Genomic DNA, 26,539 nt, shown 5'->3' with positions numbered 1-26,539 from the left:
CAGGGCGTCAGGATAGGGTGAAACTCGGGACTTTTTTCATGGCCGACCACGGACACGCCGCCGACATTCCGGAGATGGACTACCCGGAGCATGAGCGCACCTATACGGGCTTCGTGCACTTCGCCGAAGTCGGCACGGTGGCTTGCCTTGCAATCGTCGCCGCGCTCGCCGTCGGTGGCACCAAGCATGCCTGGGGCACCGCCATCATCGGCACGCTGCTGACCCTGATCGGCACCGGCGTCGGTATCGCCGCCCCGTCGATCGGCTGGCGCGCCACGCTCGTTCCCTTCGTTCTGATGCTGCTCGCGCTCCTCCTCTACTAGAGCCGGATCCGATCAGGTTGGATCAACCTGGTCGGTGAATCCGTTTCTCGCTTTTAGTCAGAGACCGTTTTACCGATCATCTTGCGGTGCAAGCTGATCGGAACGGGCTCTAAGCCCGAAAGGCCTGGCCTCCATGCGCATCGCTGTCCCAGCCGAAACGCAAGGGGCGGAGACCCGCGTCGCCGCGACGCCGGAAACCGTCCGCAAGTTCATTGGCCTCGGGGCCGATGTCGCAGTGGAGAAGGGGGCGGGGCTCGCTTCCGGGATTACCGATAGCGATTACGAGGCGGCTGGCGCGACAATCGCCAAGAACGCCAAGGACGCGCTCAAGGGCGCCGACATCGTGCTCAAGGTGCGCCGTCCGGGCGAAAGCGAGATCGCGGGCCTGCCGGCCGGCGCGCTCGTCGTCGGCATCATGGACCCCTATGGCAGCGAGGCGCAGGTCGAGGCGCTGGCGAAAGCCAATGTCGCGGCCTTCGCCATGGAGTTCATGCCGCGCATCACCCGCGCGCAGGTGATGGACGTGCTGTCCTCGCAGGCCAATCTCGCCGGCTACCGCGCCGTGATCGACGGTGCCGCCGAATACGGCCGGGCGCTGCCGATGATGATGACGGCGGCCGGCACCGTGCCGGCGGCCAGGATCTTCATCATGGGCGTCGGCGTTGCCGGCCTGCAGGCGATCGCGACGGCGCGTCGCATGGGCGCGATCGTCACCGCGACGGATGTGCGGCCCGCCACCAAGGAACAAGTCGAGTCGCTCGGTGCAAAATTCCTCGCCGTCGAGGACGAGGAGTTCAAGCAGGCGCAGACGGCGGGCGGCTATGCCAAGGAAATGTCCAAGGAATACCAGGCCAAGCAGGCCGAGCTAACGGCGAGCCATATCGCCAAGCAGGACATCGTCATCACCACCGCGCTGATCCCGGGCCGCCCGGCGCCGAAGCTGATCTCGGCGGCGATGGTCGAGAGCATGAAGCCCGGTTCAGTGATCATCGACCTTGCGGTCGAGCGCGGCGGCAATTGCGAGCTCGCCAAGCCGGGCGAGATCGTGATCACGCCGAACGGCGTCAAGATCGTCGGCCACCTCAACGTGCCCGGCCGCCTGCCGGCGACCTCTTCCAGTCTCTACGCCAAAAACCTCTTCGCCTTCGTCGAGACGCTGATCGACAAGGCCGAGAAGAAACTCGCGGTGAACTGGGACGACGAACTGGTCAAGGCGACCTGCCTGACCAAGGATGGCGCGGTCGTCCACCCGAATTTCGTGGCCAAGGCCTGAAGCGCACAAAGGGGAGTGTCACGTCATGGCTAATCCGACACCCGAACAGGCGCTCGAACAGGCCCGCTCCGCCGCGGCCCTGGCGAAACAAGCGGCCGAGCTCGCCGAGAAGTATGCCGAGCAGGCCGCCGCCGCCGCCGGCGCCGCGACCGGCGTCGATCCGACCGTCTACCGGCTCGCCATCTTCGTGCTCGCCGTCTTCGTCGGCTACTACGTCGTCTGGTCGGTGACGCCGGCGCTGCATACGCCGCTGATGTCGGTCACCAACGCGATCTCCTCGGTCATCGTCGTCGGCGCGCTGCTGGCAGTCGGCGTCCAGGCCGCGCCCGCGATGGGCGACGGGCCGCTCTGGGCCAAGGTCTTCGGCTTCATCGCGCTGATCCTGGCTTCGGTGAACATCTTCGGTGGCTTCCTCGTCACCGAGCGGATGCTTTCGATGTACAAGAAGAAGGGCTGACGCGCATGGCCGCCAATCTCGCCGCCCTTCTCTACGTCGTCTCCGGCGTCCTCTTCATCATGGCCCTGCGCGGGCTGTCGCACCCGACGAGCTCGCGCCAGGGCAATCGCTACGGCATGATCGGCATGGCGATCGCCGTGCTGACCACGGTGATCTTCTACCCGCCGGCCGGCTTCTCCGGCTGGCTGCTCGTCATCCTCGGCATCGCGATCGGCGGCGGCTTTGGCGCCTACATGGCCAAGCGCGTGCAGATGACGCAGATGCCGCAACTCGTCGCCTTCTTCCACTCGCTGGTTGGTCTCGCCGCCGTGCTGGTGGCGGCGGCGGCGCTCTATGCGCCTGAGGCCTTCGGCATCGGCCAGGTCGGCAAGATCAAGGGCGCGAGCCTGTTCGAGATGGCGCTCGGCGTTGCCATCGGCGCTATCACCTTCACCGGCTCGATCATCGCCTTCCTCAAGCTCGACGGGCGCATGAGCGGCAAGCCGATCATGCTGCCGCAGCGCCACGGCATCAATATCGGCCTCGGCATCGCCCTGCTGGTGATGCTGCTGATCTTCCTGAAGACGGAAAGCCATCTCGTCTTCTGGCTGATCGTGCTGGTCTCCTTCGCGCTCGGCGTGCTGCTGATCATCCCGATCGGCGGTGCGGACATGCCGGTCGTCGTCTCGATGCTGAATTCCTATTCGGGCTGGGCGGCAGCGGGCATCGGCTTCACCCTCGGCAACATGGCGCTGATCATCACCGGTGCGCTCGTCGGCTCGTCCGGCGCGATCCTGTCCTACATCATGTGCAAGGCGATGAACCGGAGCTTCATCTCCGTCATCCTCGGCGGCTTCGGCGGCGATGACGCTGCGGCCGGTGCGGGCGGCACTGCCGAGGCGCGTCCGGTCAAGCAGGGCTCGGCCGATGACGCGGCCTACATCATGAAGAACGCCGCCAAGGTCCTGATCGTGCCGGGTTACGGCATGGCGGTGGCGCAGGCCCAGCACGCGCTGCGCGAGATGGCCGACCTCCTCAAGAAGGAGGGCGTCGAGGTGAAGTACGCCATCCATCCGGTGGCGGGCCGCATGCCTGGCCATATGAACGTGCTGCTGGCCGAGGCCAACGTGCCCTATGACGAGGTCTTCGAGCTCGAGGACATCAACTCGGAATTCGGCCAGGCCGACGTCGCCTTCGTCATCGGCGCCAACGACGTCACCAACCCGGCTGCCAAGACCGACAAGGCCTCGCCGATCTACGGCATGCCGATCCTCGACGTCGAGAAGGCCAAGACCGTGCTCTTCATCAAGCGCGGCATGGCAGCCGGCTATGCCGGCGTCGAGAACGAGCTGTTCTTCCGGCCCAACACGATGATGCTGTTCGGCGACGCCAAGAAGGTCACCGACGACATCGTCAAGGCGATGGCGCACTGACCAGCGCAGCGATCGTCACAGCGATGTTGCAAGGGGCCGGCTCGATGCCGGCCCTTTCGTTTCGAGCGACTGCCGAAGGCAACTGGCGATGCGCAGGATCCTGAAGCTTCTCGTGATCGGCGGTCTCGGCGCCTATGTCGCCGTGCTGGCGCTGCTCTACGTCAAGCAGCGCGATATGCTGTATCCGCGCAATCCGGCGCGCGCCGAGACCGCCAGCGCCAACCTGCCGAACGTCGAGGAGGCGACGCTGACAACGGCCGATGGCGAGAGGCTGATCGCCTGGGTGGTGCCGCCACGCGACGGCAAGCCGGTGCTGCTGTTCTTCCACGGCAATGCCGGAAATTTCAGCCGGTCGATCCGGCAGACGCGTTTCCGCGCCCTGACGCAGGACGGGACCGGCCTGTTTGCGGTGAACTATCGCGGCTATGGCGGCTCGACCGGCACGCCCACTGAGGACGGGCTGGCGCAGGACGCGCGCGCGGCCTATGCCGCGGCCGTGGCGCGTTTCGGCGTGGAGCGATTGGTCGGCTATGGCGAGTCGCTCGGCACTGGCGTGGTGCTGAAGCTCGCCGCGGAGGCCCCGCTCAAGGCTGTGATCCTCGAAGCACCTTATCTCTCAACCGCCGCTGTGGCGCAGCAGCTCTATCCCTTCATCCCGGTTGGCCTGGTCATGCATGACCAGTTCCGCTCCGACCAGGTCATCGGCAAGGTCAAGGAGCCGCTGCTCGTGCTTCACGGCCAGCGCGACGGCACCATCCCGTTCAGCCAGGGCAAGGCGCTGTTCGCCCTCGCCAATCCGCCCAAGCGCTTCGTCCGCTTCCCGGAAGGCAATCACGAGAACCTGCCGGCGCTTGGCTCCGTGCCGGAGATCAGGCGCTTCCTCGCCGACCTCGACGCCAACCGCCTGACGGGCAGCGAAACGAGGACGGCGGAGACGCGGTAGCGGAGTGCCTTAGAAGCGAAACATGCCGCCACCGCCGCCGAGACGGGCCGAGCCGGCGCGGGCGATCTGGTTGTTGCCGTCGAGGCCGAGCGCGCGCTGATAGGCCTCGCTCGCCTCGGTCTTCTTGCCCTGCTTCTCGAAGGCGAAGCCGCGGCCGGCCCAGGCGGCGGCATTGCGGTTGTCGACATTGAGCGCGGCGGTGAAATCCTCGAGCGCCGGGTCGTATTTGCCGAGCGCGCTGAGGCTCTCGCCGCGGGCGATATAGGGTGGGGCAGTATAGGGATTGCGGTCGATCACCGAGTCGAAATCGGTGACCGCCTGCTGGTGCTGGCCTTCCTTCTGGTAGACCAGTCCGCGGGCATGGAAGGCCTCGGCAGCTTCCGGGTTGAGGCGGATCGCGGTGTTGAGGTCGGCGAGCGCCTGCTGGCTATTGCCCTGCACGCGCAGCAGATTGGCACGGGCGATGTAGGCCGGGGCGTAGTTCGGATTGGCCGTGGTCGCGCGATTGAAATCTTGCAGAGCGGCGTCGTTGCGCCCGGTCTGGCGCAGCGCCAGGCCACGATTGGTATAGGCCGGCGCGAAATTGGAATCGATCTGCACCGCCTTGGTGAAGTCGGAGATCGCGTCGGAGTAGCGACCGACGCGGGCATAGGCCGCGCCGCGGGTGTTGTAGGCCTGAGGGTCGTTCGGGTTGCGGCTGACCACCTCGCTGAGCGAGCCGATATTGACGCTCGCTGCCTCGGTGTTCTCGGTCTGGAGTTCTGCGATGCCGGCGCCGGAGCCCATGCTCACCGTGTCGCAGCCTGCGAGCGAGAGCGCGAGGCCCGTCGCGATCAGCCAGTTTCTGCCTGTGACCATGTTCCTACCCATCGCTCAAGCTCTTGCCTGCCACTCGGCGCGACCGCCGCGGCACACCGCCCATCTTCCAAAACGCCCAACCCCTGACAAAGTTTGGTTAACGACGCTACAAAAACAACGGCGCCCGGAGAAGCTCCAGGCGCGGACGCATATCACAGTGGTATGGGGAGCAGTAACAGAGCCTCGTTGCCCGGTCAGACTGGCCGCGCTGGACGCTCAGGACGCTTGGTCTTGACCGGCGCGGGCAGCAGGCCCTCGCGCTGCAGTTTCTTGCGGATCAGCTTGCGGGCGCGGCGGACAGCCTCGGCCTTCTCGCGTGCCTTCTTCTCGGACGGCTTCTCGTAGTGGCCGCGGAGTTTCATCTCACGGAAGATGCCCTCGCGTTGCATCTTCTTCTTCAGCGCCCGCAGCGCCTGATCGACGTTGTTGTCGCGAACGAGAATCTGCACGTCTCTAGTGTCCGTCGTTGCCGGGGGAGCTAAAATCCGGGCGGCGACCTCTCCAGGGAAACATCGCCGAGAAGGTGGTTCGGATACCAGAATTCCCGCGAGCTGTCCACGCCGCACCGCGGCGAAACCGGCTAAAACACGCAGTTTTGGAGGGTTTTGGATGTTCTCCGCTCAGCCGACCTCGGGGAGGATGCGGGTGACGTGGCCCATCTTGCGGCCGGGCCTCGCCTCGCGCTTGCCGTAGAGGTGCAGATGCGCGCCGGGCTCCGCCAGAAGGGCGCGCCAGTCCTGTGCCTGGGCGCCGATCAGGTTCTCCATGGTCACGCGGCCGCGCCGCGCCGTCGCGCCGAGCGGGAAGCCGCAGACGGCACGGACATGCTGGTGGAACTGCGAGGTCTGCGCGCCCTCGCTGGTCCAGTGTCCGGAATTGTGCACGCGCGGGGCGATCTCGTTGACGACGACATGCTCGCCGGTCTTGTCCTCGACCACGAAGAACTCGACGGCGAAGACGCCGACATAGGACAGTGCTTCGCCGATACGTCGCGCCGCCTCAATGGCGCCGTCGGCGGCGGCCCAGCCGATGCGCGCCGGCACTTGCGTCAGGGCGAGGATGTGGTCGCGGTGCTCGTTCTCGCAGACGTCGAAGGCGGCGAAGGAGCCGTCGGCGGCGCGGGCGGCGACGACCGAGACCTCGCGCGAGAAGGTGACGAAGCCCTCGAGGATTGCCGGGAAATGGCCGATCTCGTCCCAGGCCTGCGCCAGATCGACGCCGTCGGCGATCTTGATCTGGCCCTTGCCGTCATAGCCGAAGCGCCGCGTCTTGAGCACGGCCGGCCGGCCGAGCCTGGCCACGGCCTGCTCGAGATCGGCCAGCGAGTCGACGGCCTCGAACGGCGCAACCGCGAGGCCAAGCCCAGCGACGAAGCGCTTCTCTGTAAGGCGATCCTGCGTCACCGCGAGCGCCCGGGCGCCGGGATGCAGCGGGGTGCGGGCGGCGAGGAAGGCTGCGGTCGCGGCCGGGACGTTCTCGAACTCGTAGGTCACGACGTCGACGGCGTCGGCGAAGCTGGCGAGCGCCGCCTCGTCCTCATAGGCGCCGATGGTGTGGCGGGCGGCGACCTCATAGGCCGGGCTATCCGGCTCGGGTGCGAAAATATGGGCGCGCACACCGAGATCGGCCGCGCCCAGCGCCAGCATGCGGGCGAGTTGCCCGCCGCCGAGAATGCCGAGGACGGCGCCGGGGCCGAGCCCGCGCGGATCAGGCTGGCTCATGCCTCGTCCCTTGGCCGTTCGGCGACGGCATTGCTCAACCTGGCGCGCCAGGCGTCGAGCCGCTCGGCCAGACCGGCGTCGGAGAGGGCGAGCACGGCCGCGGCGAGCAGGGCGGCGTTGATCGCGCCGGCCTTGCCGATGGCGAGGGTGCCGACCGGGATGCCGCCGGGCATCTGCACGATCGAGAGCAGGCTGTCCTGGCCGGAGAGCGCCTTGGACTCGACCGGGACACCGAAGACGGGGAGGGGGGTGAGCGAAGCCGTCATGCCCGGCAGGTGCGCGGCGCCGCCGGCGCCGGCGATGATGACCTTGAACCCTTCCGCCCTGGCGCCCTTGGCGAAGGCATACATCCGGTCGGGCGTGCGATGGGCCGACATGATGCGCGCGTCGAAGGCGATGTCGAGCTCGCCCAGTGTCTCGGCGGCGTGGCGCATCGTCGCCCAGTCGGACTGGCTGCCCATGATGATGGCGACGGGAGGGGTCGGCTCGGCCATGAGATCCATGCTTCCCGGCAGAGGGGAGGAAGCGCGCGATCTAGACCGGCGGCGGCATCACAGGCAAGCGCGGAATCGGGGTTTCTCTGGAAATTCCGGTACTTTAGGCGATGATGTCCGGCGTCAGCTGGTCTTCGAGATAGGAGATGCGGTCGCGTAGATAGAGCTTGCGCTTCTTCAGCCGCTGGATCTGGATCTGGTTGACGGGCCCGAGCCGCTCGAGGGCGTCGATAGCGCTGTCGAGATCGCGATGCTCCTCGCGCAACCGCGCCAGCTCCGCCTCCAGGACTTCGATCTCCTCCTGGCTCAGTTCGAATCCCATGAAGCCGTCTCATCATCGCCGCGATCAGGCGCGACTATGCGCAGGCGCGGACGGCGCGGCAAGGGTGCCGACCGTGCAGATGCGGGCCGGCTCGCTCGCATTCACGCGCCTCGGGAAAGGTCTCGGAAGGGATCACAGAAACTCATGGTGCGGTGCACGTCTGCCCCGCAGACGTGAAGCCGGCTCTGTGTCAGAGTTCACCCTGCCAGAATGCTCATCAGGAGGATCCAGATGTCGCTGCAGACACATCTCGTCGAGCTTGAACGCAAGCATCGCCAGCTCGAGGAAGCTATCGCCCAGGCGGTATCGAGCCCCTCGTCGAACGATCTCAGCGTGGCCGAGCTCAAGCGAAAGAAGCTGCTGCTGAAGGATGAGATCGAGCGCGTGCGGCTTACCATGCCGTCACCGACATTCCACTAAGATCACAGCGGGCCGCGGCGGCCCGCATCGAACTCACGCGCAATGCGGACAACCGGCCCCGAGAGGGGCCGGTTTTTTTGAGCGCGAGCGCCGGCATCTGTCGCTAGCTCGCACGTCGCCGTCTGGGCTTGAGATCGAGAATGGCGATACGGGCGGCGCTACATGGCAGGGAGGGAGACGCGCTCCACCGATCGTGCAAGAATTTGTCGAGCCGAGAGGGATGTGCCGTTGTCTCGTGTCGATACACGCAACACCACGCGCTACTGGAACGCGCCCGGCGTCGATGGCCTCAGCTGCCTTCACGCCGACTTCACGACGCATGACTATGCGCCCCACCAGCACGACGCCTTCGTCGTCGCCGTGACGGAGAGCGGTGGCGCCGAGTTCAAAAGCCGCGGCCGCAGCGATGAAGCCCGCGAGAGCGTGCTACTGGTTTTCAACCCGGCCGAGCCCCATTCCGGCCGCATGGGCCGGAGTGATCGCTGGCGCTACCGCTCGCTCTACCTGACGCAGCCCGCGATCGAGGCGGTGACCGCCGATCTCGGGATCGCGCAGCCAGCCTATTTCACGCGCAATGTCCTTGCCGATGCCGATCTGATCGCGGCCTTTTCCTGCCTGCATCGCAGCCTGGACGATGGTCACGATCCACTCGAAGAGCGCGAACTCCTCGTTGCCAGCTTCGGCCAGCTTTTCCAGCGTCATGGCGACGGCGCCCGATCCATCCCGATCGTACCGCGAGACGAGACGGCGGTTTCATCCGTGGCAAGGCGGATGATCTCGCAACATACCGAGAGCGGGCTGACCCTGAACGAGATGGGGCTCTGGGTCGACATGACGCCGTTCCAGCTCATCGGCCTGTTCAAGCGCACGGTCGGGCTGACGCCTCACGCCTATCTGACGCAGCTCCGCTTGAAGACGGCGATCCGGCAGTTGAAGGCTGGCGCGCCCATCGCCGAAGCGGCGCTGGCCAGCGGCTTCTATGACCAGAGCGCGCTGACCAGGCACTTCAAGCGCTCGTTCGGAATCACGCCCTTGCAGTACCAGCGGGCAGGCGTTGCCGGTGCGAGCCGCTGATCGATCAATTTCCGCCAATACCGCGCTGAACCAGGCCGCCAGACTCCTGATGGAAAAGGAGTCTTCGGGTGACGCGCTATTTCTGCCTGGACGAGCCGGAGGTCTTCGACCTCGAAACCGCCGTGGTGGGGGCTGAGCCGGGCCGCGTCCTGCTCGGCCGATCACCGTTCTACCCCGGCGGCGGCGGCCAGCTCGCCGACAGGGGCATGCTGCAATGGTCGGGCGGTGAGGTCGCGATTGCCGGCTTCGAGACGCAAGCGGACGGTATCTGGCACCTGCTCGCCGAGCCGGTCATGCCCTCGGGCGCCGTGGTTGCGCAGGTCGATCGTCCGTTCCGGCAACTGATGCGCGAGCTCCATACCGATCTGCACATCGTCAACGCGCTCGTCTACCAGGGTTTTGACGGCGCGCTCGTGACCGGCGTGCAGATGAACGAGGATGGTACCGCCCGTATCGATTTCGACCTGCCGGAGGCCGATAATGAGCGTCTGCGCGGGCTTGAGGGCGCGATCAACGACGTGATCAGGCAGGACCTGCCGGTTCGCGAAACCTATGTCGCCGAGGGCGAGGCCTTCGACGAGGCCGGCCTGATCCGCTCGCGCTCGGTCACCCCGCCGCCGACGGCCGATGGCAGGATCAGGGTCGTCGAGATCGCCGGGCTCGATCGCCAGGCCTGCGGCGGCACGCATCTGGCGGCGACGGGCGCGTCGCGCCCGCTGCGCATCCTCAAGATCGACAACAAGGGCCGGCATAACCGGCGCCTTCGCATCGGCCTCGACGGCGTGTGAAGCCGGCCATGCTCGCCATCCTTAAAGGGCTCTGGGCGCGTCCGCTCCTGCTGCTGTGGCTGCCGCCCTTGTTCTGGGCGGGAAACCTCGTCCTTGGCCGCGCGCTGGGCGCAAGCTTTCCGCTGGTTTCGCTCGCGGTCGGGCGCTGGCTCGTGGCGCTGGCCTGCCTTGCCCCCTTCATCGGCCGGCAAGCCTGGCGGGAGAGGGCGCTGCTGCGGCAGCACCTTGCCCTGATCGTCGCCTGCGGTGCCTTCGGCGTCGCCGGCTACAATGCACTCGGCTATCTCGCTCTGCGGACGACACCTGCCGCCAGCGTCGCCTTCCTCAACTCGACCCTGCCGCTGATGGTGCCCTTGGCCGCGTTCGCGCTCGGGGTCGAGCGCGTTTCCGGCCGGACGCTCGCCGGCATTGCCGTGTCCTTCGCCGGCGTCGTCTGGATCGTCGCGCGCGGCGATCTGCAGCAGCTCGGCGGATTGCGGGCCGATGGCGGCGAAGTCCTCGTGCTTATCGCCGTCGCGAACTACGCGATCTATTCCGTCCTGCTGCGGCGCAAGCCAGCAGCCTTGAGCCCGCTCGTCTTCCTGGCCGCTACCATGGCCACCGGTCTCCTGGTGCTCGCGCCGTTCTGGGCCTTCGAGCTGATGCAGGGTGCGCGCATTCCGACCGATGCGGGCTCGGTCGCGGCGGTTCTCTATATCGGTGTGTTCGCCTCGCTGCTCGCCTTCATCCTCTGGGGGCACTGCGTGGCGACGCTCGGGCCGAGCGTCACCGGCGTTTCGTTTCATCTGGTGGCGCTGTTCACGGCCTTGCTCGCGGTCGCGGTTCTGGGCGAGCCGGTGCGCGGTTTCCACCTCGTCGGCATGGCGCTGATCCTCGCCGGCTTCTTCCTTGCGACCGGGAACTGGATGGGCGCCAGGCCGCGGTCGGCGCGGCAACCCGGCGCGTCCCAGCTCTGAGGGCAGTCATGGATACCACCGAGATCCTGCGCAGGCTCGTGGCCTTCGACACCACATCGCGACGCTCCAATCTCGATCTGGTCCATTGGGCCGCCGACTACCTAGAGAGCGCGGGCGCGCGGGTGCGCCTGACCAGCGGTGCCTCGGGCGAAAAAGCCAATATTCTCGCGACGATCGGCCCCGATGCGCCGGGCGGCATCATCCTCTCCGGGCATACGGATGTCGTTCCGGTCGATGATCAGGATTGGGCGAGCGATCCGTTCATTCTCGCCAGCCGGGATGGGCGCCTCCATGGCCGCGGCGCCGTCGACATGAAGGGTTTCGTCGCGGCCTGCCTTGCGGCAATCCCGAGTTGGAGGGCACGGGAGTTGCGCCGGCCGATCCACCTTGCCCTGTCCTATGACGAGGAGATCGGCTGTCTCGGCGTCCCGCTCCTGATCGCCGACATGCTCGCGCACTGCCCAATTCCGGCGCTCGCGATCATCGGCGAGCCGACGCAGATGCGTATCGGGCTCAGCCATCGCGGCTTCTATGGCTATCGCAGTGTCTTCCATGGCCGCGCCGCCCATTCGAGCGATCCGCGCCTCGGCGCCAGCGCGATCGAGCCGGCAGCGGCGCTCGTGGCCGCCCTTGGCGCCCTCGGAGGAGGGCGGAGCGACGGCGGTCGAACCACCGTCAACATCGGCAGGATCGAGGGTGGCAGCGCCATCAACATCATCCCCGAACGCTGCGAGGTCGTCTGGGAGTTCCGGCCGCCCGATGCGGCCGCGGCGGAGACTGTGCTCGCGATGGTCGACGGCTTGGCGGCTGGGCTGGGCTCTGGGGTGAGCGTCGAGACGACCCCGCTTGCACGCGTACCGCCGCTCAACTGCGGGCCGGACAACCCAGCCGTTGGCGTAGCGCGCCATCTAGGCGGCCTATGGCCACCGATCACGATGCCGTTCGGGACCGAGGCCGGCTTTTTCCAACAGGCGGGCATCCCGGCTCTGGTCTGCGGCCCGGGCTCGATCGCGCAGGCGCACCAGCCGAACGAGTGGATCGCCATCACCGAGCTTGCGGCGGCGGGTCGCTTCATGGCGCGCGTCGGAGACTGGGCAGCCGCGGAGCTGTGAGGCGCGGACTCCCGGCAAGCCATGTCGTCGCCGACATTGCACTTTCGACGGCCCAGTTTTACCCGCCGCTAAAGACTCCTGCGTAACGTATCGTCAGGAGTGCGGCGCACATGGCGTTGTTCGGCGATATCACCGAGAGTCTCTTCGAGACCAGCGGCACGCTCGTGGCGCTCTTCGATCCCCAGGACATCCTGCGGCGATCGAACGCGGCCTATCGCGAGGCCTATGGCGTCGCCGTGGACGAGGCGATCAGCTGGGCCGAGATCGTGCGGCGCAATTTCGAGCAGCGCCGCGGCGTCGCCTTCGCGACCGAGGATTTCGAGCACTGGCTGACCTCGGCCCGGTCCCGACGCGGGAAAACCGCCTACCGCGCCTTCGAGACCGATATCACCGATGGCCGCTGGCTATGGATGACTGAGACGGTGTCGCCGACCGGCTGGATGCTGTGCATCGCATCCGACATCACCGAGCTGCGAACCGGCGAACGCAGCCTGCGGCAGGATCGGGACAGCGCCCGCAAGGCCTCGCAGACCGACGAGCTGACCGGTATCTCGAACCGGCGCCACTGCATGAGCGTGCTGCAGGAGGTCATCGCGAAGGCGAGCCGCGGCGAGGGCGGCGAAACCTGCGTCGCGCTGCTCGATATCGATCGCTTCAAGCAGATCAACGACCGTTTCGGCCATCAGTTCGGCGACGCGGTGTTGATCGATTTCAGCAAGAGCGTGCAGAGGAATCTGCGCCCTGCCGACAGCTTCGGCCGGGTCGGTGGCGAAGAGTTCATGCTGATCCTGCCGCAACTTGGGCCGGCGGCAGCCGAGCTCCTGATCGAGCGCCTGTTCAGAGCGGTCGGCCGGCCTGGATCCCTGCCGTCGCAGCCCAGCCTCCACTATTCCTTCTCGGCAGGCCTGACGCAGATCCGGCCCGGCGATACGCTCGCAGAGGTCTATCACCGCGCCGACGCAGCCCTCTACGATGCCAAGATCGGCGGTCGTGGCCGGCAGATGTCGGCTTGAGTGCAGGTGGGCGAGCAGGAGAAGGCCGTGGACTATGCCCAACTTACAAAGCGCATCCCGCTGCCTGCGGAGTTCCTGCCACCCTCGCGGTTGGTCTTTGAGGATCTGGTCGCGACGGTCCTCGGTCGCGAACATCTCGCTGACGATGTTGCCGGCATCAATGCGAGCATCGAGCTGATCCAGAAGACCCGCGGCGGTGGCTGGCCGACGGTTGCGGTCACCGAGGATGGCAACTTCATCGATCTCGTCTGGCACGAGTGCGAATTTCGCGAAGGATTCTCGTTCAGCTACGCAATATATACCCTCGATCGGGAGTATCTCGGCTGCTGTTACTTCTACCCGCTGGGCAGGCGCATATCGCTTTCAGAAGAACTGGCGCAGTGTGAGGTCGATATCAGCTGGTGGGTTACCTCATCAGCCTATGAGCGAGGCTACTACGAAAAGCTTTTCCGCGCACTTCAACACTGGGGAAGCAAGGATTTTCCGTTTTCTGCCGTATACTATTCCAACATCCTGATCCCGAGCTGATTATCGATGAGCTGTCGAGCAGCAGGCGCTCGAACTCGGAGCAGAGGTCGGGACGTTCCGATCTGATATGGAAGAGAAGATCGCCCGCGTCGACGGGGCGGCGTGGATCGCTCCCGCGATCGGCGCTAAGGCTCTGAGTCTCTGCAGCTCAGATCCTGCCATCGCGGGCGCTGGCGGGGTTTTTACTTCAGGGAGCTGCGGCGAGGGAAATCTCACGGCGGCGTGGAGCTTGGCTGACCGCCGGAGCCTCGACGCGGCAGGCTTCGTCGACTGTCGGCTTGGTGGCGGTTCTGGTCAGGTCGAATCTGGAGCAGAGATTGCCGTATCCGGGTGTCGCCACCGTGCCCGACATGCTCGCCCCACCCGACATGATCCGCCCGTGGAGGTCGACGGTGATGTAGCCGGCCGGCCGCTTGATCCAGGTGGTGCCGATGATGTCGACGGCCCCGCTGTTTTTGATGCGCCCCGAGACCGTGAAGCATCCATCAGGCACGGTGATGTTCTCGCGCACGGCGTAGAACTGGAACACGCCGGAAAATTCGCGGCCGTCTTGCCGGTCGATCGTCAGGGTCAGCCCGGTCTTCCCCTGCGCGCAGACATAGGCGCCCTGCCAGTTTCCGGTGACGGATGCCTCCTGCGCCCGAACCGGCGCGAGCATGGCCAGCAGTGCGAGGACAGGAGCCGTGATCGATCTTGCAATCAGCCTTCCGCTCTTGTGCGGTGCCGAGCTGCTTGCCCGGTGCAGAGGCATCACAGTGCCCGCGCGATCTCGCGCAGCTTGAATTTCTGGATCTTCCCCGTCGAGGTCTTCGGCACTTCGGTGAAGACTACAGTCCGCGGGCATTTGAACGAGGCGAGCAGGGTCTTGCACCAGGCGATGATCTCGGCCTCGCTCACGCTCTGACCGGGCTTCAGCTCGACGAAGGCGCAGGGCGTCTCGCCCCATTTCTCGTCGGGGCGGGCGACCACGGCGGCGGCCTGCACGGCGGGATGCTTGTAGAGCGCATCCTCGACCTCGATCGAGGAGATGTTCTCGCCACCGGAGATGATGATGTCCTTGGAGCGGTCCTTGAGCTGGATGTAGCCGTCGGGATGCATCACGCCGAGGTCGCCGGAATGGAACCAGCCGCCCTCGAAGGCGGCTTTGGTCGATTTCGGATTCTTGAGATAGCCCTTCATCACGACATTGCCGCGGAACATCACCTCGCCCAGCGTCTGGCCGTCATGCGGCACGGGCTCCAGCGTCTCCGGATCGCGGACATCGAGCCCTTCCAGCGCCGGATAACGCACGCCCTGGCGCGCCTTCAGCGCCGCCTGCTCGCCGCCGGGCAGGGCGTCCCAAGCGCCGTTCCATTCATTGACGACGGCGGGACCGTAGACCTCGGTCAGCCCGTAGAGATGGACGACGTTGAAGCCGGCCTGCGCCATGCCGGCGAGCACCGCTTCGGGCGGCGGGGCCGCGGCGGTGAAGAAGTTGACCTTCTGGGCAAAGCTGCGGCGCTCGGCATCGGGCGCGTTCAGCAGCGCCGACATCACGATCGGCGCGCCGCACATATGGGTGACGCCATGGTCGGCCAGCGCATCGTACATCGCCTTGGCCCGGACCTGGCGCAGGCAGACATGGGTGCCGGCGAGCAGCGAGATCGTCCAGGGGAAGCACCAGCCATTGCAGTGGAACATCGGCAGGGTCCAGAGATAGACCGGGTGCCGGCCCATCCCGCCGGTGAGCACGTTCGAGGTCGCCAGCAGGTTGGCGCCGCGATGGTGGTAGACCACGCCCTTGGGATCGCCGGTGGTGCCGGAGGTGTAGTTCAGCGCGATCGCGTCCCATTCGTCCGATGGCATGATCCAGTCGAAATCGGGGTCGCCCTGTTTGAGGAAGTCCTCGTACTCGACGCTGCCGAGCCGCTCGCCGGGCCCGTCATAGACGGGGTCGTCATAGTCGATGACGAGGGGCTTCACCTTGCAGAGCGCCAGCGCTTCCTTGACCGTCTTCGAGAACTCGCGGTCGGCGATCAGCACCCTGGCTTCGCCATGGTCGAGCGAGAAGGCGATGATCGCGGCGTCGAGGCGGGTGTTGAGCGTGTTGAGGACGGCTCCGCACATCGGCACGCCGTAATGGCATTCGAGCATGGCCGGGGTGTTCGGCAGCATCGCCGCGACCGTGTCGTTCTTGCCGATACCGTGCTGCTTCAGCGCCGAGGCGAGGCGGCGAGTGCGGGCGTAGAGCTCGGCGTGGTTGCGCTTCAGCGGGCCGTGGATGACAGCGACATGGTTCGGGAAGACGCTCGCCGCGCGCTCGAGGAAGGGCAGTGGCGAGAGCGGCTGGAAGTTCGCCGGGTTGCGATCGAGATCGGTATCGTAAGGGGAGAGCGGCATGATGTTCGGCGTTCCCGGCTGTCGTTGTCGGTCAGCCTAGAAGCGCGCCCCGCCGCGGGCAATCAGCCGAAGAGCGGACGCAGGCCGTCGAAGATCAGTTTCACGCCGACCGCGACGAGCAGGTAGTAGATGATCGTGTAGAAGCGCTCGGCCGGAACGCGCCTGACGAGCCAGACGCCGGCAATGGTCGAGAGGATCGCGACCGGAGCGAGCGCGGCCGAAGCCGAGAGGTTCTGCGCGCTGAACTGGCCGAGGATGAAATAGGGCAGCACCTTGATCCAGTTCATCAGCGCGAAGAACAGCGCGCCGGTGCCGACGAAGACCGCTGGCGGCAGGCGCTGCGGCATCACATAGATCTGGAAGGGTGGGCCGCCGGCATGGGCGATCATGCTGGTGAAGCCGCAGATCACGCCCCAGACCGTCCCGGCCGCATAGTTCGCCTTCGTCACCGGCTGCGCCGCGGTCTTGCCGGCGAGGAGGCGGCGCAGCGCGAAGCCGATCGAGATCACGCCGACCGCGAGGCCGACGATGGCGTCGGAGACCTTCGCCGCCAGGAGATAGCCCGCGAGCACGCCGAGCAGCATGCCGGGCAGCAGCGTCGCCAGGTTCCGGCGGTCAAATTCGCGCCGATAGGACCAGACAGTGACGACGTCCTGGATGATCAGGATCGGCAGCATGATCGCAGCCGCCTGCACCGGGGAGACGAGCAGCGCCATCAGCGGCAGCGAGAGCAGGCCGAGGCCCGAGAAGCCACCCTTGGACAGCCCCATCAGGACGACGGCCGGGACCATGACGGCGAAGAAGGTGAGGTCGAAGGTCATCGTCCCGCGCGGCTGCCGGCTGGGCCGGTTGTGCAGCACAGCCCATGCGGTTGCGCTGAAAGTCTGAGAGGCGGACGCTTGCATGCGTACGGCAGGACTGGGCACAGTCCGCGCCAAATCCGGCTGGGCGCTGCATCTCCGATGACGCTCTAGGCTGAATGCAGGCGGAGAGGAACGCTTTTGATGACTGCCAGCCATGCAAGCCGCTATGCGCAGACCTATGCCGCCTGGCAGCGGGACCCTGAGAGTTATTGGGCCGGGATCGCGGAGGGCGTCGAGTGGATCAAGCCGCCGCGGGCGATCTTCGATGCGAGCGCTGGCATCTATGGCCGCTGGTTCCCCGATGCGAGCTGCAACACCTGCTTCAACGCGCTCGACCGGCATGTCCGCGACGGCCGGGCCGAGCAGACGGCGCTGATCTACGACAGCCCGGTCACCGGCACCAAGGCGAGCTTCACCTACGCGCAGATGCTCGACGAGGTTTCGACCCTCGCGGCCGTGCTGCAGGATCTCGGCGTCGGCAAGGGCGATCGCGTCATCCTCTACATGCCGATGATCCCGGAAGCGGCCATCGCCATGCTGGCCTGCGCGCGGATCGGCGCGGTGCATTCGGTGGTGTTCGGCGGATTTGCGGCCAAGGAGCTGGCGACCCGGATCGACGACGCCACCCCGAAGCTGATCATGACCGCGACCTGCGGCATCGAGCCGACGCGGGTGGTCGAATACAAGCCGCTGCTCGACGCGGCGATCGATCTTGCGACACACAAGCCCGACGCCTGCATCGTATTGCAGCGGCCGCAGGTCGACGCATCGATGCATGTCACCCGCGACAAGAACTGGCGCACGCTGGTCGCTGCCGCCCGCGCCAATGGCCGCAGGGCCGATTGCGTCGAGGTCGCCGCGACCGATCCGCTCTACGTGCTCTATACCTCCGGTACCACCGGCAGGCCCAAGGGCGTGGTGCGCGATAATGGCGGGCACATGGTCGCGCTGCTGGCGACGATGACGCAGCTCTACGATGTGAAGCCGGGTGAGGTGATGTTCACCGCCTCCGATGTCGGCTGGGTCGTCGGCCACAGCTACATCGTCTATGGGCCGCTGCTGCTGGGTGCGACCTCGATCCTCTACGAGGGCAAGCCGGTCGGCACGCCCGATCCCGGCGCTTACTGGCGGGTCATCGCCGAGCACAAGGCGGTGGCGATGTTCACCGCGCCGACCGCCTTCCGGGCGATCCGCAAGGAGGATCCGCAGGCGACATTTCTCAAGAACTACGACCTCTCGCAGTTCCGCACGCTCTTCCTTGCCGGCGAGCGCGCCGATCCCGACACGCTGAAATGGGCCGAAGAGGTGCTCAAGGTGCCGGTCGTCGACCATTGGTGGCAGACCGAGACCGGCTCCTGCATGGTCGGCAACCCGGTGGGGCTGGGGCTGCTGCCGATCAAGCATGGCTCGCCGAGCGTGCCGCTGCCGGGCTACGACATCCAGTGCCTGGACGAGGGCGGCAAGCCGGTTCCGCCTGGCACGATGGGCGCGATCGTCGCCAAGCTGCCGCTGCCGCCCGGCGCCTTGCCGACGCTGTGGCAGGACGATGCCCGCTTCCGCAGCGCCTATCTCGAAATCTATCCCGGCTTCTACAACACTTCGGATGCCGGCTTTATCGACGAGGACGGCTATGTCTTCATCATGGGCCGCACCGACGACATCATCAATGTCGCCGGCCACCGGCTCTCGACCGGCGGCATGGAGGAGGTACTGGCCTCGCATCCGGCCGTGGCAGAATGTGCGGTGGTCGGCATCAGGGACGCGCTCAAGGGCGAGCAGCCCTGCGGCTTCGTCGTGATGAAGGCCGGAGTGACGCAGTCGCCGGCCGAGGTCGAGAAGGAGCTGGTCGGGCTGGTGCGCGACAAGATCGGGCCCGTCGCTGCCTTCAAGCTCGCGATCACGGTGGTGCGCCTGCCGAAGACCCGCTCCGGCAAGATCCTGCGCGCCACGATGAAGAAGATCGCCGATGGGGAGGAGTATGCCATGCCGGCGACGATCGAGGATCCCGCAGTGCTGGCTGAGATCGGGACCGCGCTGAAGGGGAGGGGGCTCGGCTGAAGGCGCCGCCGCGCAGTTCGACGAATTTACAACTTTACGTTGTTTTAAACAGAATCGTTCAAGATCGCAGATGGTTATCCCGTCGGATTTAAACGATGGCGCTTCGCCCCCACGTCGGACCTCTGGCCTTGGCGATCGGTGCGTTGCTTGCGCCGGTCGGTGTCGTGCTGGCTCCGCGGGACGGGGCGATCGTGCTCGTGCTCGCCAGCAGCTCCGCTCAAGCCGTAGAGGCCGTGAGCCTGGCAGACGGCGTCATCCTCGCCCCGATCGGCCGCTTCGGCTTGCTGGCCCGCTCGGAGATACCCGGCTTTTCAACGCGCCTCTATCAATCCGGCGCCGCGCTCGTCCTGGCAGGGCTGGGCGGCGGCTGTTCCGGCCAGGCGCGCGATCCCCTCATCTCAGCGAGACGGTCCCCATGAGCCAGAGCCTCGAGACATTCCGCCGGGCCTTCGCCAAACCGCTGATGGCGGGGCAATGGCTGCTGGTTCCGGTGACCTGCGCCGTCGCCTGGTTTGCCGGTCATCCGGCGCTGCTCGCGATCGGGCTGGTTTCGACCCTGCTGGCCGCAGCCACGACGCTGGCCTGGCGCTCGGATGGGATCGGCCTCTCGACGCGCCTGACCTCCACCATCGCGGTGAACGGGCAGGTGGCGCTGCTGGTCTTCGCCTGCGAGGGCACGCGCTACCAGATCGACCTGCACATGGCTTTCTTCGCGGCGCTCGCGGTGATGACGGCCTGGTGCTGCTGGCGCTCGATCGTCGCTGCGACCGCGGTCGTGGCGGTGCACCACCTCGTCCTCAACTTCGCCTATCCGGCGGCGGTGTTCCCCGATGGCAGCGAGTTTCTTCGCGTCGTCGTCCATGCCGTTATCTTGCTGGCGGAGGCGGGAGCGCTGACCTGGATTGCGCACCGGCTCGCGGCTGCACTCGACCAGGCCGACGAGGCGGCGGCCACGGCGCTGCTGAACCAGGAGAGCGCCGAGGCGCTGCGCCATGACAGCGCAGAGGCGGAAACTGGCCGGGGCGAGATCGAGGCGCGGTTGATCGAGGCGGTCTCGGTCGTGGTCGATGCGGCCAAGCGCGGTGACTTTTCAGTCCGGACCGCGCAGACCGCCGAGCTCGGCCGCTTCAGCGCGCTGGTGCGCGGCATCGACGAGCTGACCGGGGCCTGCGAGAGCTTCCTGGACGAGACAGACCAGGCCCTCGCAGCCCTCGCCGACGGCGATCTGACAGCGCGAATGTCGACCCGCTTCGAGGGACGGCTTGCCGCCGTCGCCGGCAACTTCAATCGCTCGACGGAAGCGCTGGCCGGGGCGCTGGCAGCGGTGGTGCAGAACGCAGGGCAGACGCGCATGGCTGCTGAGGACATCCTCTCGGCGACGCTCGATCTGTCGCAGCGCGGGCAAAGCCAGGCCAATGCGATCCAGGATACCTCCAGCGTCATCGAGGAGATCGCGGCAACGGTGCGCCAGACCACCGATATCGTTCAGGCGGCAGCGCGCAAGGCGCGCGCGACCGCCGACGATGCCGGAGCCGGCGTTGCGGTGGCCGAACGCGCCGTCGAGGCCATCGACAAGATCGATCAGCAGTCGCGCCGGATCGTCGACATCGTCGAGGTCATGGACGGGCTCGCCTTCCAGACCAATCTCCTGGCGCTGAATGCCTCGGTCGAGGCGGCGCGGGCGGGTGAGGGTGGCCGCGGCTTCGCCGTGGTCGCGACCGAGGTCCGCCGGCTCGCCCAGCAATCGGCCGATGCGGCACGCGACGTGCGGGCACTGATCAGCGAGACCAAGGTGCATGTCGACGAAGGGGTGAAACTGGTGCGCGAAGCCGGCGCCAGCCTCACCACCATCTCCGGCGAGGTCGAGGAGGTCGCGCAGGCCTTCGGAGAGATCAGCCAGGCGACAGCAGAGCAGTCGCAAGGCGTCGGCGCGATCGAGCGGGCGCTGGTCGAGATCGATGCCGCCACCCAGGACAATGCCCAGGCGGCGGCGCGCACCGCTGCCGCCGGGCGCGGCATGGCGGAGGCCGCCGAAGCGGTTGCAAAACTGGCAGGAGGCTTCCGGCTTGGCGGCGCGCAGGATCGTGCGGGGCTGCGCCGGGCTGCCTGAGTGTTCGCGCCGGTGATCAGAACCCCAGGGCGGCGCCGTTCCAGCGCAGCAAACGCGCCGGCAATTCCAGCTGCATCAGATCCTCGCCGACGATCAGCGGGCCGGCATAGCCGCCGGCGCGCACCTCGGCGAAGAGCGCGGCTGTGTCGGCTCCCGGCGGGACGAGATGGGTCAGCGCCAGCGCCTTGACGCCGGCGCGCTCGGCAAGACCAGCCACGACTGCCGGGGTCATGTGATAGCTCTGGACCGAGGCGACGGTCTCGGCCGAGCGCACGCCGGCGGTGACCGGCATCTGGCTGTCGATGAAGACCTCGCAAACCAGCAGGTCGCAGCCCTGCGCAGCCTGCTTCAGCGACGGCGTCAGGCGCGTGTCGCCGGAGAAGACGATAGTGCTGCCGGCCGCCGACAATTTGAGCCCGAAGGCAGGCTCGACCGGCTTGTGGTCGACGAGGAAGGCCTCGATAGCGAGAGCGCCGAGCCCGGTTACCGGACCTTCGCGCAATTCCTCGAAGACGACCTCGAGACCGGTCGCGTCCGGTCGCTTCTCGAAGGCGATGCGCAAAGCGCGTTCGCGGGCGAAGGCTTCGTATTGCCCGCGCATATTGGCGAGCGCCGGTTCCGGCGCGATCACGCGCCAGGGCCGGTTGCGGCCCTGGTGCCAGGATGAGACGACGAGCTGGTAGAAGTCGACCAGATGGTCGGAATGCTCATGGGTGACGATGAGCGCGTCGATCTGCGCCCCGGCATGTCCGGCGGCGACGAGGCGCTGGCTGACGCCAGAGCCGCAATCGACCAGAACCTTGACACCACCGGCCTCGACAAGATGGGCGGGGCCGGCGCGGCGCAGGCTGACGGGTGGTGCGCCGCTGCCGAGGAAGGTGAAGGCGAGATCGGTGGTCACTGTCTCCCGCCCTCGGTTGTCCCAGCGGTCCAGGCTTCAGTGTTCGTCGTCGTCCTCGGCCGGGCGCTTGAGCTGCTTCAGCTTGGCGAAGACGGAGTCGACGTCGATCTTCTCCTCTTCCTCGCGCTTCGGTCGGCTCATATCAGCGAAGGGCTGCGAGGCAGGCACCGGCTGCGGCGCGGTCGTCACCTCGGCGGGGAGCAGGGTCGAGCCGATCTCCGGCACGATCATGGCCGGACGATCCTTGGCGGCGCGTCCCACCTCGAAATCGAGGTCGATCTGCGACGACAGGCCGAGGCTGACCGGATCGATCGGCTGCAGCTGCTGGGCGTTCCAGTGGGTGCGGTCGCGAATCTGGGCAATGGTCGTCTTGGTCGTGCCGATCAGGCGGATGATCTGCGCGTCCTTCAGCTCGGGATGGTTGCGCAGCAGCCAGAGGATCGCGTTCGGGCGGTCCTGGCGCTTGGAGACCGGGGTGTAGCGCGGCCCCTTGGTGCGCTTGATCTCGGGCACCTTGACCTTGCGCTCGGCGAGCTTGAGCTGGTGCGCCGGGTTCTTGGCGGCGCGCTCGAGCTCCTCGCGGGTGAGCTGGCCGGAGGTGATCGGGTCGAGCCCCTTGATGCCGGCGGCGACTTCACCGTCGGCGATGCCGCGAACCTCGAGCGGATGCAATTTGCAGAACTCGGCGATCTGCTCAAAGGTCAGCGAGGTGTTCTCGACCAGCCAGACCGCGGTGGCTTTCGGCATCAGCGGCGTTTGTGACACGGGCTCGTCTCCTGGAATGTCGAGGGCAATAGCTCTCTTGCGCAGACCGGCCGCCCCGGCCGGTCATCCAAATCATCAACGATGAGCAGGATGGCGCGCGTTATAGGCAAAGCCGTGATCGCTGTCCACGGAAAGCGAAAACAGAGGTCACACCGTCAGCACGATCTTGCCGATATGGGCGTTGCTCTCCATCAGCCGGTGCGCCTCCGCTGCCTGTTCGAGCGGGAAGCGGGCGTGGATCACCGGCTTGCAGCGCCGTCCCGTCAGCAGGGGCCAGACCTTCTCCTCGAGCTCGCGTGCGATCGCTGCCTTCTCGGGAATCGTGCGCGGGCGCAGCGTCGAGCCGGTATGGGTCAACCGCTTCATCATCAGGCGGCGGAAGTCGACTTCGGCTTTCGGCCCGTTGAGGAAGGCGATCTGGACAATGCGGCCGCTCTCGGCGGCGGCGTCGTAGTTGCGGTTGATGTAGTCGCCGCCGACCATGTCGAGGATCAGGTCGACGCCGCGCCCGCCGGTTGCCGCCTTCGCAGCGGCGACGAAATCCTCGCTGCGGTAGTTGATGGCGTGGTCGGCGCCGAGTTCGCGGCAGGCGGCGCATTTCTCGTCGGATCCGGCGGTCGCCAGAACCGTGGCGCCGAAGGCCTTGGCGAGCTGGATCGCGGTGGTGCCGATGCCCGAGGTGCCGCCATGCACCATGAAGCTCTCGCCCTTCTTCAAGCCGCCGCGCTGGAAGACATTGGTCCAGACGGTGAAATAGGTCTCCGGGATCGCGCCGGCCTCCTCCAGCGATAGCCCGGCCGGGATCGGCAGGGCATTGTCCTCATGGACCACGGCATACTCAGCATAGCCGCCGCCGGCGACGAGCGCGCAGACCTGGTCACCGACCTCGTAGCGCGAGACGCCTTCGCCGAGGGCGACGATCCGGCCGGCGATCTCGAGACCGGGGATATCGGAGGCGCCGGGAGGCGGGGCGTAGCCGCCCATGCGCTGCAGCACGTCGGGCCGGTTGACGCCGGCGACCGCGACATGGACCAGGACCTGGCCGGGACCGGGCCGCGGCACGGGGCGCTGCTGGGCTTTAAGGACCTCCGGGCCGCCGGGGGCATCGAAGCCGATGGCGGTCATCATCGCGGGCAGGGTGGTCATGGCAATCTCCTCGCCTGTGGTGCTGGCGTTCGCGTCCGATTAAGCTCCCGCGTCCGGAGGATGCAAGGCGAGGCTGCGATGGCTGGATTTCTCGACGACGACCGCCCGGCGCCCAAGCGGGTTCACGAGATCGGGCAGGACCTGTCGCAACTCGCCGTCGCCGAGCTCGGCGAGCGGATCGCCCTTCTCGAAGCGGAGGTCGCGCGGCTGAAGGAGGCGCTGGAGAAGAAGACTGCCTCGCGCTCGGCCGCCGATGCCTTCTTCAAGGCGAAGGCTTGAGGCGGAACCGCGCCTTGAACGGCGTATTGCTCAGCGAGCTCCTGTAGCGACCGCTTCGACGTGAAGCTGGTTCACGCGGTGAACCAGAATCGTTCGAATTTGTCGCATTTTCGAGCGCCGTTAACGGTCGCTTAACGATTCCAAAGTATGAATCGCATCATCCAGTTTGTCTGGATGTCGAGTGGCTCCTGCCCACTCTGTTTGACGCCTCCCTGTTGACCTTCGAGCCGCCTTCGGGGCGGCTCTTTTTTTGCCTGCGGCCCGGACTGGCCGAGCGGGCGGGGCGTCGCCGGGCCGGACCATCGCATCGTTAACCTTAACGACACGTTACCGCGGCGCAGACAACACCATGGCGTTATCCTTGCGATGTCCCGGCAGGAGTCGGCGTCGCGTCCTTTAATCGCGCGCCATTGTGCCGATTGGAGACATGGGTATGACCGATCTGACGATGCTGAGGCCCGAGACCGAGGACGGCGCGATCTCGTTCGCGCGCGGCTTCGTCAAGTCGGACGCGTTCATGCAGCTCTTCCGCGAAGGAATGGGCCTCGTCGAGGCAACCGCATCCTATCTCGACGGGGAGGGGCGTGCCGAGTCGGCGGCGCTGCCGCGCGAGGTCTCGCTGACCTATGCGACCGAGAGCATGCGCCTGACGACGCGCCTGATGCAGATCGCCTCCTGGCTGCTGGTGCAGCGCGCCGTTGCCGAGGGCGAGATGAGCGCCGAGCAGGCGCGCAACGAGCACAACAGGGTACGTATCGCCGAATCGATGCTGCAGCCGACCAATGCCGAGGCGGAGCACCTGCCGCAGCGCCTGCGCGACCTCGTCGTCCATTCGAGCCGCCTGCAGGAGCGCATTCGCCATCTCGAGGAGCAGATGTCGGGTACGGGCCGACCCGTCGCGGTGAACCCGGTGCGCGGCCAGCTCGAAAGCCTGCAGGCGCGGCTCGGTCTGCTGCGCTGAAGCGGCTCGCTCGTCGTTTCGACCCATCCGCACCGTCGCTGAATGCAGGATATCCACTGCCTAGGCTCCTGCACGGGCTCTCGGGACACCCGAAGCGCTTTCCACGCTCATATTTGTTAAACTAGGCTTCCGAATCGGATGAGCCGGCTTGGCCGGCCAGCAGAGGAGGAAGCGTGGCGTCTCCAGAACTGGATCACGCCCTGTCGCGCCTCGAAAGCGCGCTCGGCCAGCTCGAAGCAGCCGCCCGCAGGCGGCTTGAGGTCGAGCGTGGCCGTGGCAATCTCGAAACCGAGCTGACCCTGATGCAGGACGACCGCGCTCGCCTCGCCGTCGAGCTGGACGGTGCCATGGCCCGGATCGGCCAGGTCCAGGGCGTCGCGGAAGAGGTTGATCGCAAGCTCGACCGTGCCATGACGGCGCTCGCAGAGGTTATCGCGCGCGTCGAAGTCCGCCCTGACGAAGAAGCCGAACAGGACGCCTGATGCCCCAGGTCAACGTCACCATCTCCGGCAAGGCCTACCGCATGGCGTGCGGCGAGGGCGAGGAGCCGCATCTGGAGGGGCTCGCTAGCTTCTACGACGGCAAGATCGAGGAGATGCGCCAGGCTTTCGGCGAGATCGGCGACATGCGCCTGCACGTCATGGCGGCGCTGATGGTCGCCGATGAGGTCAGCGAGCTGAAGAAGAAGGTCGAGACGCTCGAAGGCCGGCTGCAATCGATCCAGGGCGACGCGGGTAGCGCCGACCAACGCGCCGGCGAGGTCGAGGAGAAGGCGGCAGCAGCCCTCCTGGTGGCTGCCGAGCGCATCGAGGGGGTGGCGCGGAGCCTGCTGCCTGGGCAGACGGGTTGATTTTGAGAAGCAGATGCAGACATCAATTCGATGAAGGCACTGAAATTAAGATTCCCTGCCGAAACAACGCGGACGGCCATTGCACTTCTGATCGTTGATTTTGTTGTTACTGCGCTAATTCCATTTCTTTTTGAAGATATAATTTTTAAATGGGTTATTTATATAACTTTCTGGGTTACAATCGCCGCATATCTCATGCGCAAAACTCATCATCAAGAAAAAATCATTGAAATTAAGATATTGACTTTAGCTTTTCTCTTTATCGGGTTTTTATTTGTTCTTATGGCAAAAAAGATTGAGATAGATGGCGCCCCATTACTTGGGAGTACTATTCATTCACGTTCGCAAATAACAAGAATGTCAATGTTTTTCGGCTGGTACGCGGCATATTTTATCTTGTGGACCAAGCTATTTTGGCTTGGGCCGCGGCCATCGAGTGAATCTCTGGAAACGTGAAGTTGCAGGGGCTTGCCAAAACGGCTTTGAACTGATCGACCGGAGGCCTGCCTCGCCTGGCTCCCTTTTTATCCCGG

At 66.2% G+C, this 26,539-nt stretch carries 31 protein-coding genes; 20 read left to right on the top strand and 11 right to left on the bottom strand.

The genetic code is table 11. The annotated features are described in order from the left end of the window. The first annotated feature begins 38 nt into the window (after positions 1–38). The 5 genes from ACSQ3M_RS14725 (at position 39) to ACSQ3M_RS14705 (ending at position 4,408) form a co-directional block, all read left to right on the top strand. Positions 39–323: an aa3-type cytochrome c oxidase subunit IV gene (locus tag ACSQ3M_RS14725; protein ID WP_436150811.1), complete on the top strand. Its 285-nt coding sequence runs from the start codon at positions 39–41 to the stop codon at positions 321–323. Positions 324–456: 133 nt separating this feature from the next. Continuing rightward, positions 457–1,596 (top strand): Re/Si-specific NAD(P)(+) transhydrogenase subunit alpha, encoded by a 1,140-nt coding sequence (locus ACSQ3M_RS14720; protein ID WP_436150810.1) that lies wholly within the window; start codon positions 457–459, stop codon positions 1,594–1,596. A gap of 25 nt (positions 1,597–1,621) precedes the next feature. After that, positions 1,622–2,053: an NAD(P) transhydrogenase subunit alpha gene (locus ACSQ3M_RS14715; RefSeq protein WP_126115929.1), complete on the top strand. Its 432-nt coding sequence runs from the start codon at positions 1,622–1,624 to the stop codon at positions 2,051–2,053. A 5-nt stretch (positions 2,054–2,058) separates the two neighbouring features. Continuing rightward, positions 2,059–3,465, top strand: coding sequence for an NAD(P)(+) transhydrogenase (Re/Si-specific) subunit beta (locus ACSQ3M_RS14710; protein WP_129159923.1), 1,407 nt, complete (start codon positions 2,059–2,061; stop codon positions 3,463–3,465). An 88-nt stretch (positions 3,466–3,553) separates the two neighbouring features. Then, on the top strand, positions 3,554–4,408 hold the full coding sequence (locus tag ACSQ3M_RS14705; RefSeq protein WP_436150809.1) for an alpha/beta hydrolase: 855 nt from the start codon (positions 3,554–3,556) through the stop codon (positions 4,406–4,408). 9 nt (positions 4,409–4,417) lie between these two features. On the opposite strand, the gene ACSQ3M_RS14700 is transcribed toward ACSQ3M_RS14705, so the two are convergent. The 5 genes from ACSQ3M_RS14700 to ACSQ3M_RS14680 all read right to left on the bottom strand — a co-directional run bounded on the left by ACSQ3M_RS14700 (position 4,418) and on the right by ACSQ3M_RS14680 (position 7,803). Beyond that, on the bottom strand, positions 4,418–5,266 hold the full coding sequence (locus ACSQ3M_RS14700) for a tetratricopeptide repeat protein (protein ID WP_436150808.1): 849 nt from the start codon (positions 5,264–5,266) through the stop codon (positions 4,418–4,420). A 194-nt stretch (positions 5,267–5,460) separates the two neighbouring features. Beyond that, positions 5,461–5,715, bottom strand: coding sequence for a 30S ribosomal protein S21 (gene rpsU, locus ACSQ3M_RS14695; protein WP_436150807.1), 255 nt, complete (start codon positions 5,713–5,715; stop codon positions 5,461–5,463). Positions 5,716–5,886: 171 nt separating this feature from the next. Further along, a complete protein-coding gene (locus ACSQ3M_RS14690) occupies positions 5,887–6,987 on the bottom strand; it encodes a 5-(carboxyamino)imidazole ribonucleotide synthase (protein ID WP_436150806.1) in 1,101 nt (366 codons plus the stop codon). Next, a complete protein-coding gene (gene purE / locus ACSQ3M_RS14685; RefSeq protein ID WP_436150805.1) occupies positions 6,984–7,481 on the bottom strand; it encodes a 5-(carboxyamino)imidazole ribonucleotide mutase in 498 nt (165 codons plus the stop codon). The genes ACSQ3M_RS14690 and purE overlap by 4 nt, the downstream gene beginning before the upstream one ends. A 103-nt stretch (positions 7,482–7,584) precedes the next feature. Then, entirely contained in the window at positions 7,585–7,803 is a 219-nt protein-coding gene (locus ACSQ3M_RS14680; RefSeq protein ID WP_057190632.1) for a YdcH family protein, read from the bottom strand. A gap of 231 nt (positions 7,804–8,034) precedes the next feature. Between ACSQ3M_RS14680 and ACSQ3M_RS14675 the strand changes: the two genes are divergently transcribed. The 7 genes from ACSQ3M_RS14675 to ACSQ3M_RS14645 all read left to right on the top strand — a co-directional run bounded on the left by ACSQ3M_RS14675 (position 8,035) and on the right by ACSQ3M_RS14645 (position 13,694). Continuing rightward, positions 8,035–8,223, top strand: a complete 189-nt coding sequence (locus ACSQ3M_RS14675) for a YdcH family protein (RefSeq protein WP_436150804.1) — start codon at positions 8,035–8,037, stop codon at positions 8,221–8,223. A gap of 228 nt (positions 8,224–8,451) precedes the next feature. Continuing rightward, on the top strand, positions 8,452–9,297 hold the full coding sequence (locus ACSQ3M_RS14670; RefSeq protein ID WP_436150803.1) for an AraC family transcriptional regulator: 846 nt from the start codon (positions 8,452–8,454) through the stop codon (positions 9,295–9,297). A 68-nt stretch (positions 9,298–9,365) separates the two neighbouring features. Then, the gene (locus ACSQ3M_RS14665) at positions 9,366–10,085 is read left to right on the top strand and encodes an alanyl-tRNA editing protein (protein ID WP_436150802.1); all 720 of its coding nucleotides are present in this window, start codon (positions 9,366–9,368) and stop codon (positions 10,083–10,085) included. 8 nt (positions 10,086–10,093) lie between these two features. Beyond that, positions 10,094–11,041, top strand: coding sequence for a DMT family transporter (locus ACSQ3M_RS14660; protein ID WP_436150801.1), 948 nt, complete (start codon positions 10,094–10,096; stop codon positions 11,039–11,041). An 8-nt stretch (positions 11,042–11,049) separates the two neighbouring features. Continuing rightward, positions 11,050–12,153 (top strand): acetylornithine deacetylase, encoded by a 1,104-nt coding sequence (argE, locus tag ACSQ3M_RS14655; RefSeq protein WP_436150800.1) that lies wholly within the window; start codon positions 11,050–11,052, stop codon positions 12,151–12,153. A 110-nt stretch (positions 12,154–12,263) separates the two neighbouring features. Further along, positions 12,264–13,166, top strand: a complete 903-nt coding sequence (locus ACSQ3M_RS14650) for a diguanylate cyclase domain-containing protein (protein ID WP_436150799.1) — start codon at positions 12,264–12,266, stop codon at positions 13,164–13,166. Between the two features lie 27 nt (positions 13,167–13,193). Then, entirely contained in the window at positions 13,194–13,694 is a 501-nt protein-coding gene (locus tag ACSQ3M_RS14645) for a hypothetical protein (protein WP_436150798.1), read from the top strand. Between the two features lie 187 nt (positions 13,695–13,881). On the opposite strand, the gene ACSQ3M_RS14640 is transcribed toward ACSQ3M_RS14645, so the two are convergent. The 3 genes from ACSQ3M_RS14640 to ACSQ3M_RS14630 form a co-directional block, all read right to left on the bottom strand. Next, complete coding sequence (locus ACSQ3M_RS14640; protein WP_436150797.1) at positions 13,882–14,352, bottom strand: hypothetical protein; 471 nt, start codon at positions 14,350–14,352, stop codon at positions 13,882–13,884. Between the two features lie 92 nt (positions 14,353–14,444). Further along, a complete protein-coding gene (locus tag ACSQ3M_RS14635) occupies positions 14,445–16,073 on the bottom strand; it encodes an acyl-CoA synthetase (RefSeq protein ID WP_436150796.1) in 1,629 nt (542 codons plus the stop codon). A 62-nt stretch (positions 16,074–16,135) separates the two neighbouring features. Further along, positions 16,136–16,894: a sulfite exporter TauE/SafE family protein gene (locus ACSQ3M_RS14630; RefSeq protein ID WP_436150795.1), complete on the bottom strand. Its 759-nt coding sequence runs from the start codon at positions 16,892–16,894 to the stop codon at positions 16,136–16,138. A 183-nt stretch (positions 16,895–17,077) separates the two neighbouring features. Here ACSQ3M_RS14630 and ACSQ3M_RS14625 point away from each other — a divergent pair, with 183 nt between their 5' ends. The 3 genes from ACSQ3M_RS14625 (at position 17,078) to ACSQ3M_RS14615 (ending at position 21,104) form a co-directional block, all read left to right on the top strand. Continuing rightward, the gene (locus ACSQ3M_RS14625; protein WP_436150794.1) at positions 17,078–18,994 is read left to right on the top strand and encodes a propionyl-CoA synthetase; all 1,917 of its coding nucleotides are present in this window, start codon (positions 17,078–17,080) and stop codon (positions 18,992–18,994) included. A gap of 95 nt (positions 18,995–19,089) precedes the next feature. Beyond that, positions 19,090–19,413 (top strand): hypothetical protein, encoded by a 324-nt coding sequence (locus ACSQ3M_RS14620; protein WP_436150793.1) that lies wholly within the window; start codon positions 19,090–19,092, stop codon positions 19,411–19,413. Continuing rightward, positions 19,410–21,104 carry a methyl-accepting chemotaxis protein gene (locus tag ACSQ3M_RS14615; RefSeq protein WP_436150792.1) on the top strand — a complete coding sequence of 565 codons (1,695 nt, stop codon included), beginning with the start codon at positions 19,410–19,412 and terminating at the stop codon, positions 21,102–21,104. Before ACSQ3M_RS14620 ends, ACSQ3M_RS14615 begins: the two co-directional genes overlap by 4 nt. 16 nt (positions 21,105–21,120) lie before the next feature. Here the strand turns inward: ACSQ3M_RS14615 and ACSQ3M_RS14610 are convergent, their stop codons facing one another. From ACSQ3M_RS14610 to ACSQ3M_RS14600, 3 genes are all read right to left on the bottom strand, one after another. Continuing rightward, the gene (locus ACSQ3M_RS14610) at positions 21,121–22,005 is read right to left on the bottom strand and encodes an MBL fold metallo-hydrolase (protein ID WP_436150791.1); all 885 of its coding nucleotides are present in this window, start codon (positions 22,003–22,005) and stop codon (positions 21,121–21,123) included. 36 nt (positions 22,006–22,041) lie between these two features. After that, positions 22,042–22,770, bottom strand: coding sequence for a DUF1013 domain-containing protein (locus ACSQ3M_RS14605; protein ID WP_436150790.1), 729 nt, complete (start codon positions 22,768–22,770; stop codon positions 22,042–22,044). Between the two features lie 147 nt (positions 22,771–22,917). After that, positions 22,918–23,916: an NAD(P)H-quinone oxidoreductase gene (locus tag ACSQ3M_RS14600; RefSeq protein ID WP_436150789.1), complete on the bottom strand. Its 999-nt coding sequence runs from the start codon at positions 23,914–23,916 to the stop codon at positions 22,918–22,920. Positions 23,917–23,994: 78 nt separating this feature from the next. Here ACSQ3M_RS14600 and ACSQ3M_RS14595 point away from each other — a divergent pair, with 78 nt between their 5' ends. The 5 genes from ACSQ3M_RS14595 (at position 23,995) to ACSQ3M_RS14575 (ending at position 26,462) form a co-directional block, all read left to right on the top strand. Continuing rightward, positions 23,995–24,195, top strand: coding sequence for a DUF1192 domain-containing protein (locus tag ACSQ3M_RS14595; protein ID WP_436150788.1), 201 nt, complete (start codon positions 23,995–23,997; stop codon positions 24,193–24,195). Positions 24,196–24,628: 433 nt separating this feature from the next. After that, positions 24,629–25,156: a protease adaptor protein RcdA gene (gene rcdA / locus ACSQ3M_RS14590; protein WP_436150787.1), complete on the top strand. Its 528-nt coding sequence runs from the start codon at positions 24,629–24,631 to the stop codon at positions 25,154–25,156. Between the two features lie 173 nt (positions 25,157–25,329). Continuing rightward, positions 25,330–25,638 carry a DUF4164 family protein gene (locus ACSQ3M_RS14585; protein WP_436150786.1) on the top strand — a complete coding sequence of 103 codons (309 nt, stop codon included), beginning with the start codon at positions 25,330–25,332 and terminating at the stop codon, positions 25,636–25,638. Then, positions 25,638–26,006, top strand: coding sequence for a cell division protein ZapA (locus ACSQ3M_RS14580; RefSeq protein WP_436150785.1), 369 nt, complete (start codon positions 25,638–25,640; stop codon positions 26,004–26,006). Before ACSQ3M_RS14585 ends, ACSQ3M_RS14580 begins: the two co-directional genes overlap by 1 nt. Before the next feature lie 30 nt (positions 26,007–26,036). After that, entirely contained in the window at positions 26,037–26,462 is a 426-nt protein-coding gene (locus ACSQ3M_RS14575; RefSeq protein WP_436150784.1) for a hypothetical protein, read from the top strand. Positions 26,463–26,539 lie beyond the last annotated feature (77 nt).

Origin of the sequence: Allobosea sp. LjRoot90 (genome assembly GCF_964254315.1) — a bacterium.
Taxonomy (GTDB): domain Bacteria; phylum Pseudomonadota; class Alphaproteobacteria; order Rhizobiales; family Beijerinckiaceae; genus Allobosea.
The sequence above is the reverse complement of the archived record's forward strand: the minus strand, read 5'-3'. Positions and strand labels throughout refer to the sequence as shown.

Coding starts and splice junctions, on each gene's coding strand:
- ACSQ3M_RS14580 (WP_436150785.1), top strand. CDS start 25,638: ATGCCCCAGGTCAACGTCACCATCTCCGGCAAGGCCTACCGCATGGCG.
- ACSQ3M_RS14600 (WP_436150789.1), bottom strand. CDS start 23,916: ATGACCACCCTGCCCGCGATGATGACCGCCATCGGCTTCGATGCCCCC.
- ACSQ3M_RS14625 (WP_436150794.1), top strand. CDS start 17,078: ATGACTGCCAGCCATGCAAGCCGCTATGCGCAGACCTATGCCGCCTGG.
- ACSQ3M_RS14675 (WP_436150804.1), top strand. CDS start 8,035: ATGTCGCTGCAGACACATCTCGTCGAGCTTGAACGCAAGCATCGCCAG.
- ACSQ3M_RS14575 (WP_436150784.1), top strand. CDS start 26,037: ATGAAGGCACTGAAATTAAGATTCCCTGCCGAAACAACGCGGACGGCC.
- ACSQ3M_RS14615 (WP_436150792.1), top strand. CDS start 19,410: ATGAGCCAGAGCCTCGAGACATTCCGCCGGGCCTTCGCCAAACCGCTG.
- ACSQ3M_RS14630 (WP_436150795.1), bottom strand. CDS start 16,894: ATGACCTTCGACCTCACCTTCTTCGCCGTCATGGTCCCGGCCGTCGTC.
- ACSQ3M_RS14595 (WP_436150788.1), top strand. CDS start 23,995: ATGGCTGGATTTCTCGACGACGACCGCCCGGCGCCCAAGCGGGTTCAC.
- ACSQ3M_RS14635 (WP_436150796.1), bottom strand. CDS start 16,073: ATGCCGCTCTCCCCTTACGATACCGATCTCGATCGCAACCCGGCGAAC.
- ACSQ3M_RS14680 (WP_057190632.1), bottom strand. CDS start 7,803: ATGGGATTCGAACTGAGCCAGGAGGAGATCGAAGTCCTGGAGGCGGAG.
- ACSQ3M_RS14660 (WP_436150801.1), top strand. CDS start 10,094: ATGCTCGCCATCCTTAAAGGGCTCTGGGCGCGTCCGCTCCTGCTGCTG.
- ACSQ3M_RS14650 (WP_436150799.1), top strand. CDS start 12,264: ATGGCGTTGTTCGGCGATATCACCGAGAGTCTCTTCGAGACCAGCGGC.
- ACSQ3M_RS14620 (WP_436150793.1), top strand. CDS start 19,090: ATGGCGCTTCGCCCCCACGTCGGACCTCTGGCCTTGGCGATCGGTGCG.
- purE (WP_436150805.1), bottom strand. CDS start 7,481: ATGGCCGAGCCGACCCCTCCCGTCGCCATCATCATGGGCAGCCAGTCC.
- ACSQ3M_RS14640 (WP_436150797.1), bottom strand. CDS start 14,352: ATGCTCGCGCCGGTTCGGGCGCAGGAGGCATCCGTCACCGGAAACTGG.
- ACSQ3M_RS14690 (WP_436150806.1), bottom strand. CDS start 6,987: ATGAGCCAGCCTGATCCGCGCGGGCTCGGCCCCGGCGCCGTCCTCGGC.
- ACSQ3M_RS14725 (WP_436150811.1), top strand. CDS start 39: ATGGCCGACCACGGACACGCCGCCGACATTCCGGAGATGGACTACCCG.
- ACSQ3M_RS14705 (WP_436150809.1), top strand. CDS start 3,554: ATGCGCAGGATCCTGAAGCTTCTCGTGATCGGCGGTCTCGGCGCCTAT.
- ACSQ3M_RS14710 (WP_129159923.1), top strand. CDS start 2,059: ATGGCCGCCAATCTCGCCGCCCTTCTCTACGTCGTCTCCGGCGTCCTC.
- ACSQ3M_RS14715 (WP_126115929.1), top strand. CDS start 1,622: ATGGCTAATCCGACACCCGAACAGGCGCTCGAACAGGCCCGCTCCGCC.
- ACSQ3M_RS14720 (WP_436150810.1), top strand. CDS start 457: ATGCGCATCGCTGTCCCAGCCGAAACGCAAGGGGCGGAGACCCGCGTC.
- argE (WP_436150800.1), top strand. CDS start 11,050: ATGGATACCACCGAGATCCTGCGCAGGCTCGTGGCCTTCGACACCACA.
- ACSQ3M_RS14700 (WP_436150808.1), bottom strand. CDS start 5,266: ATGGTCACAGGCAGAAACTGGCTGATCGCGACGGGCCTCGCGCTCTCG.
- rcdA (WP_436150787.1), top strand. CDS start 24,629: ATGACCGATCTGACGATGCTGAGGCCCGAGACCGAGGACGGCGCGATC.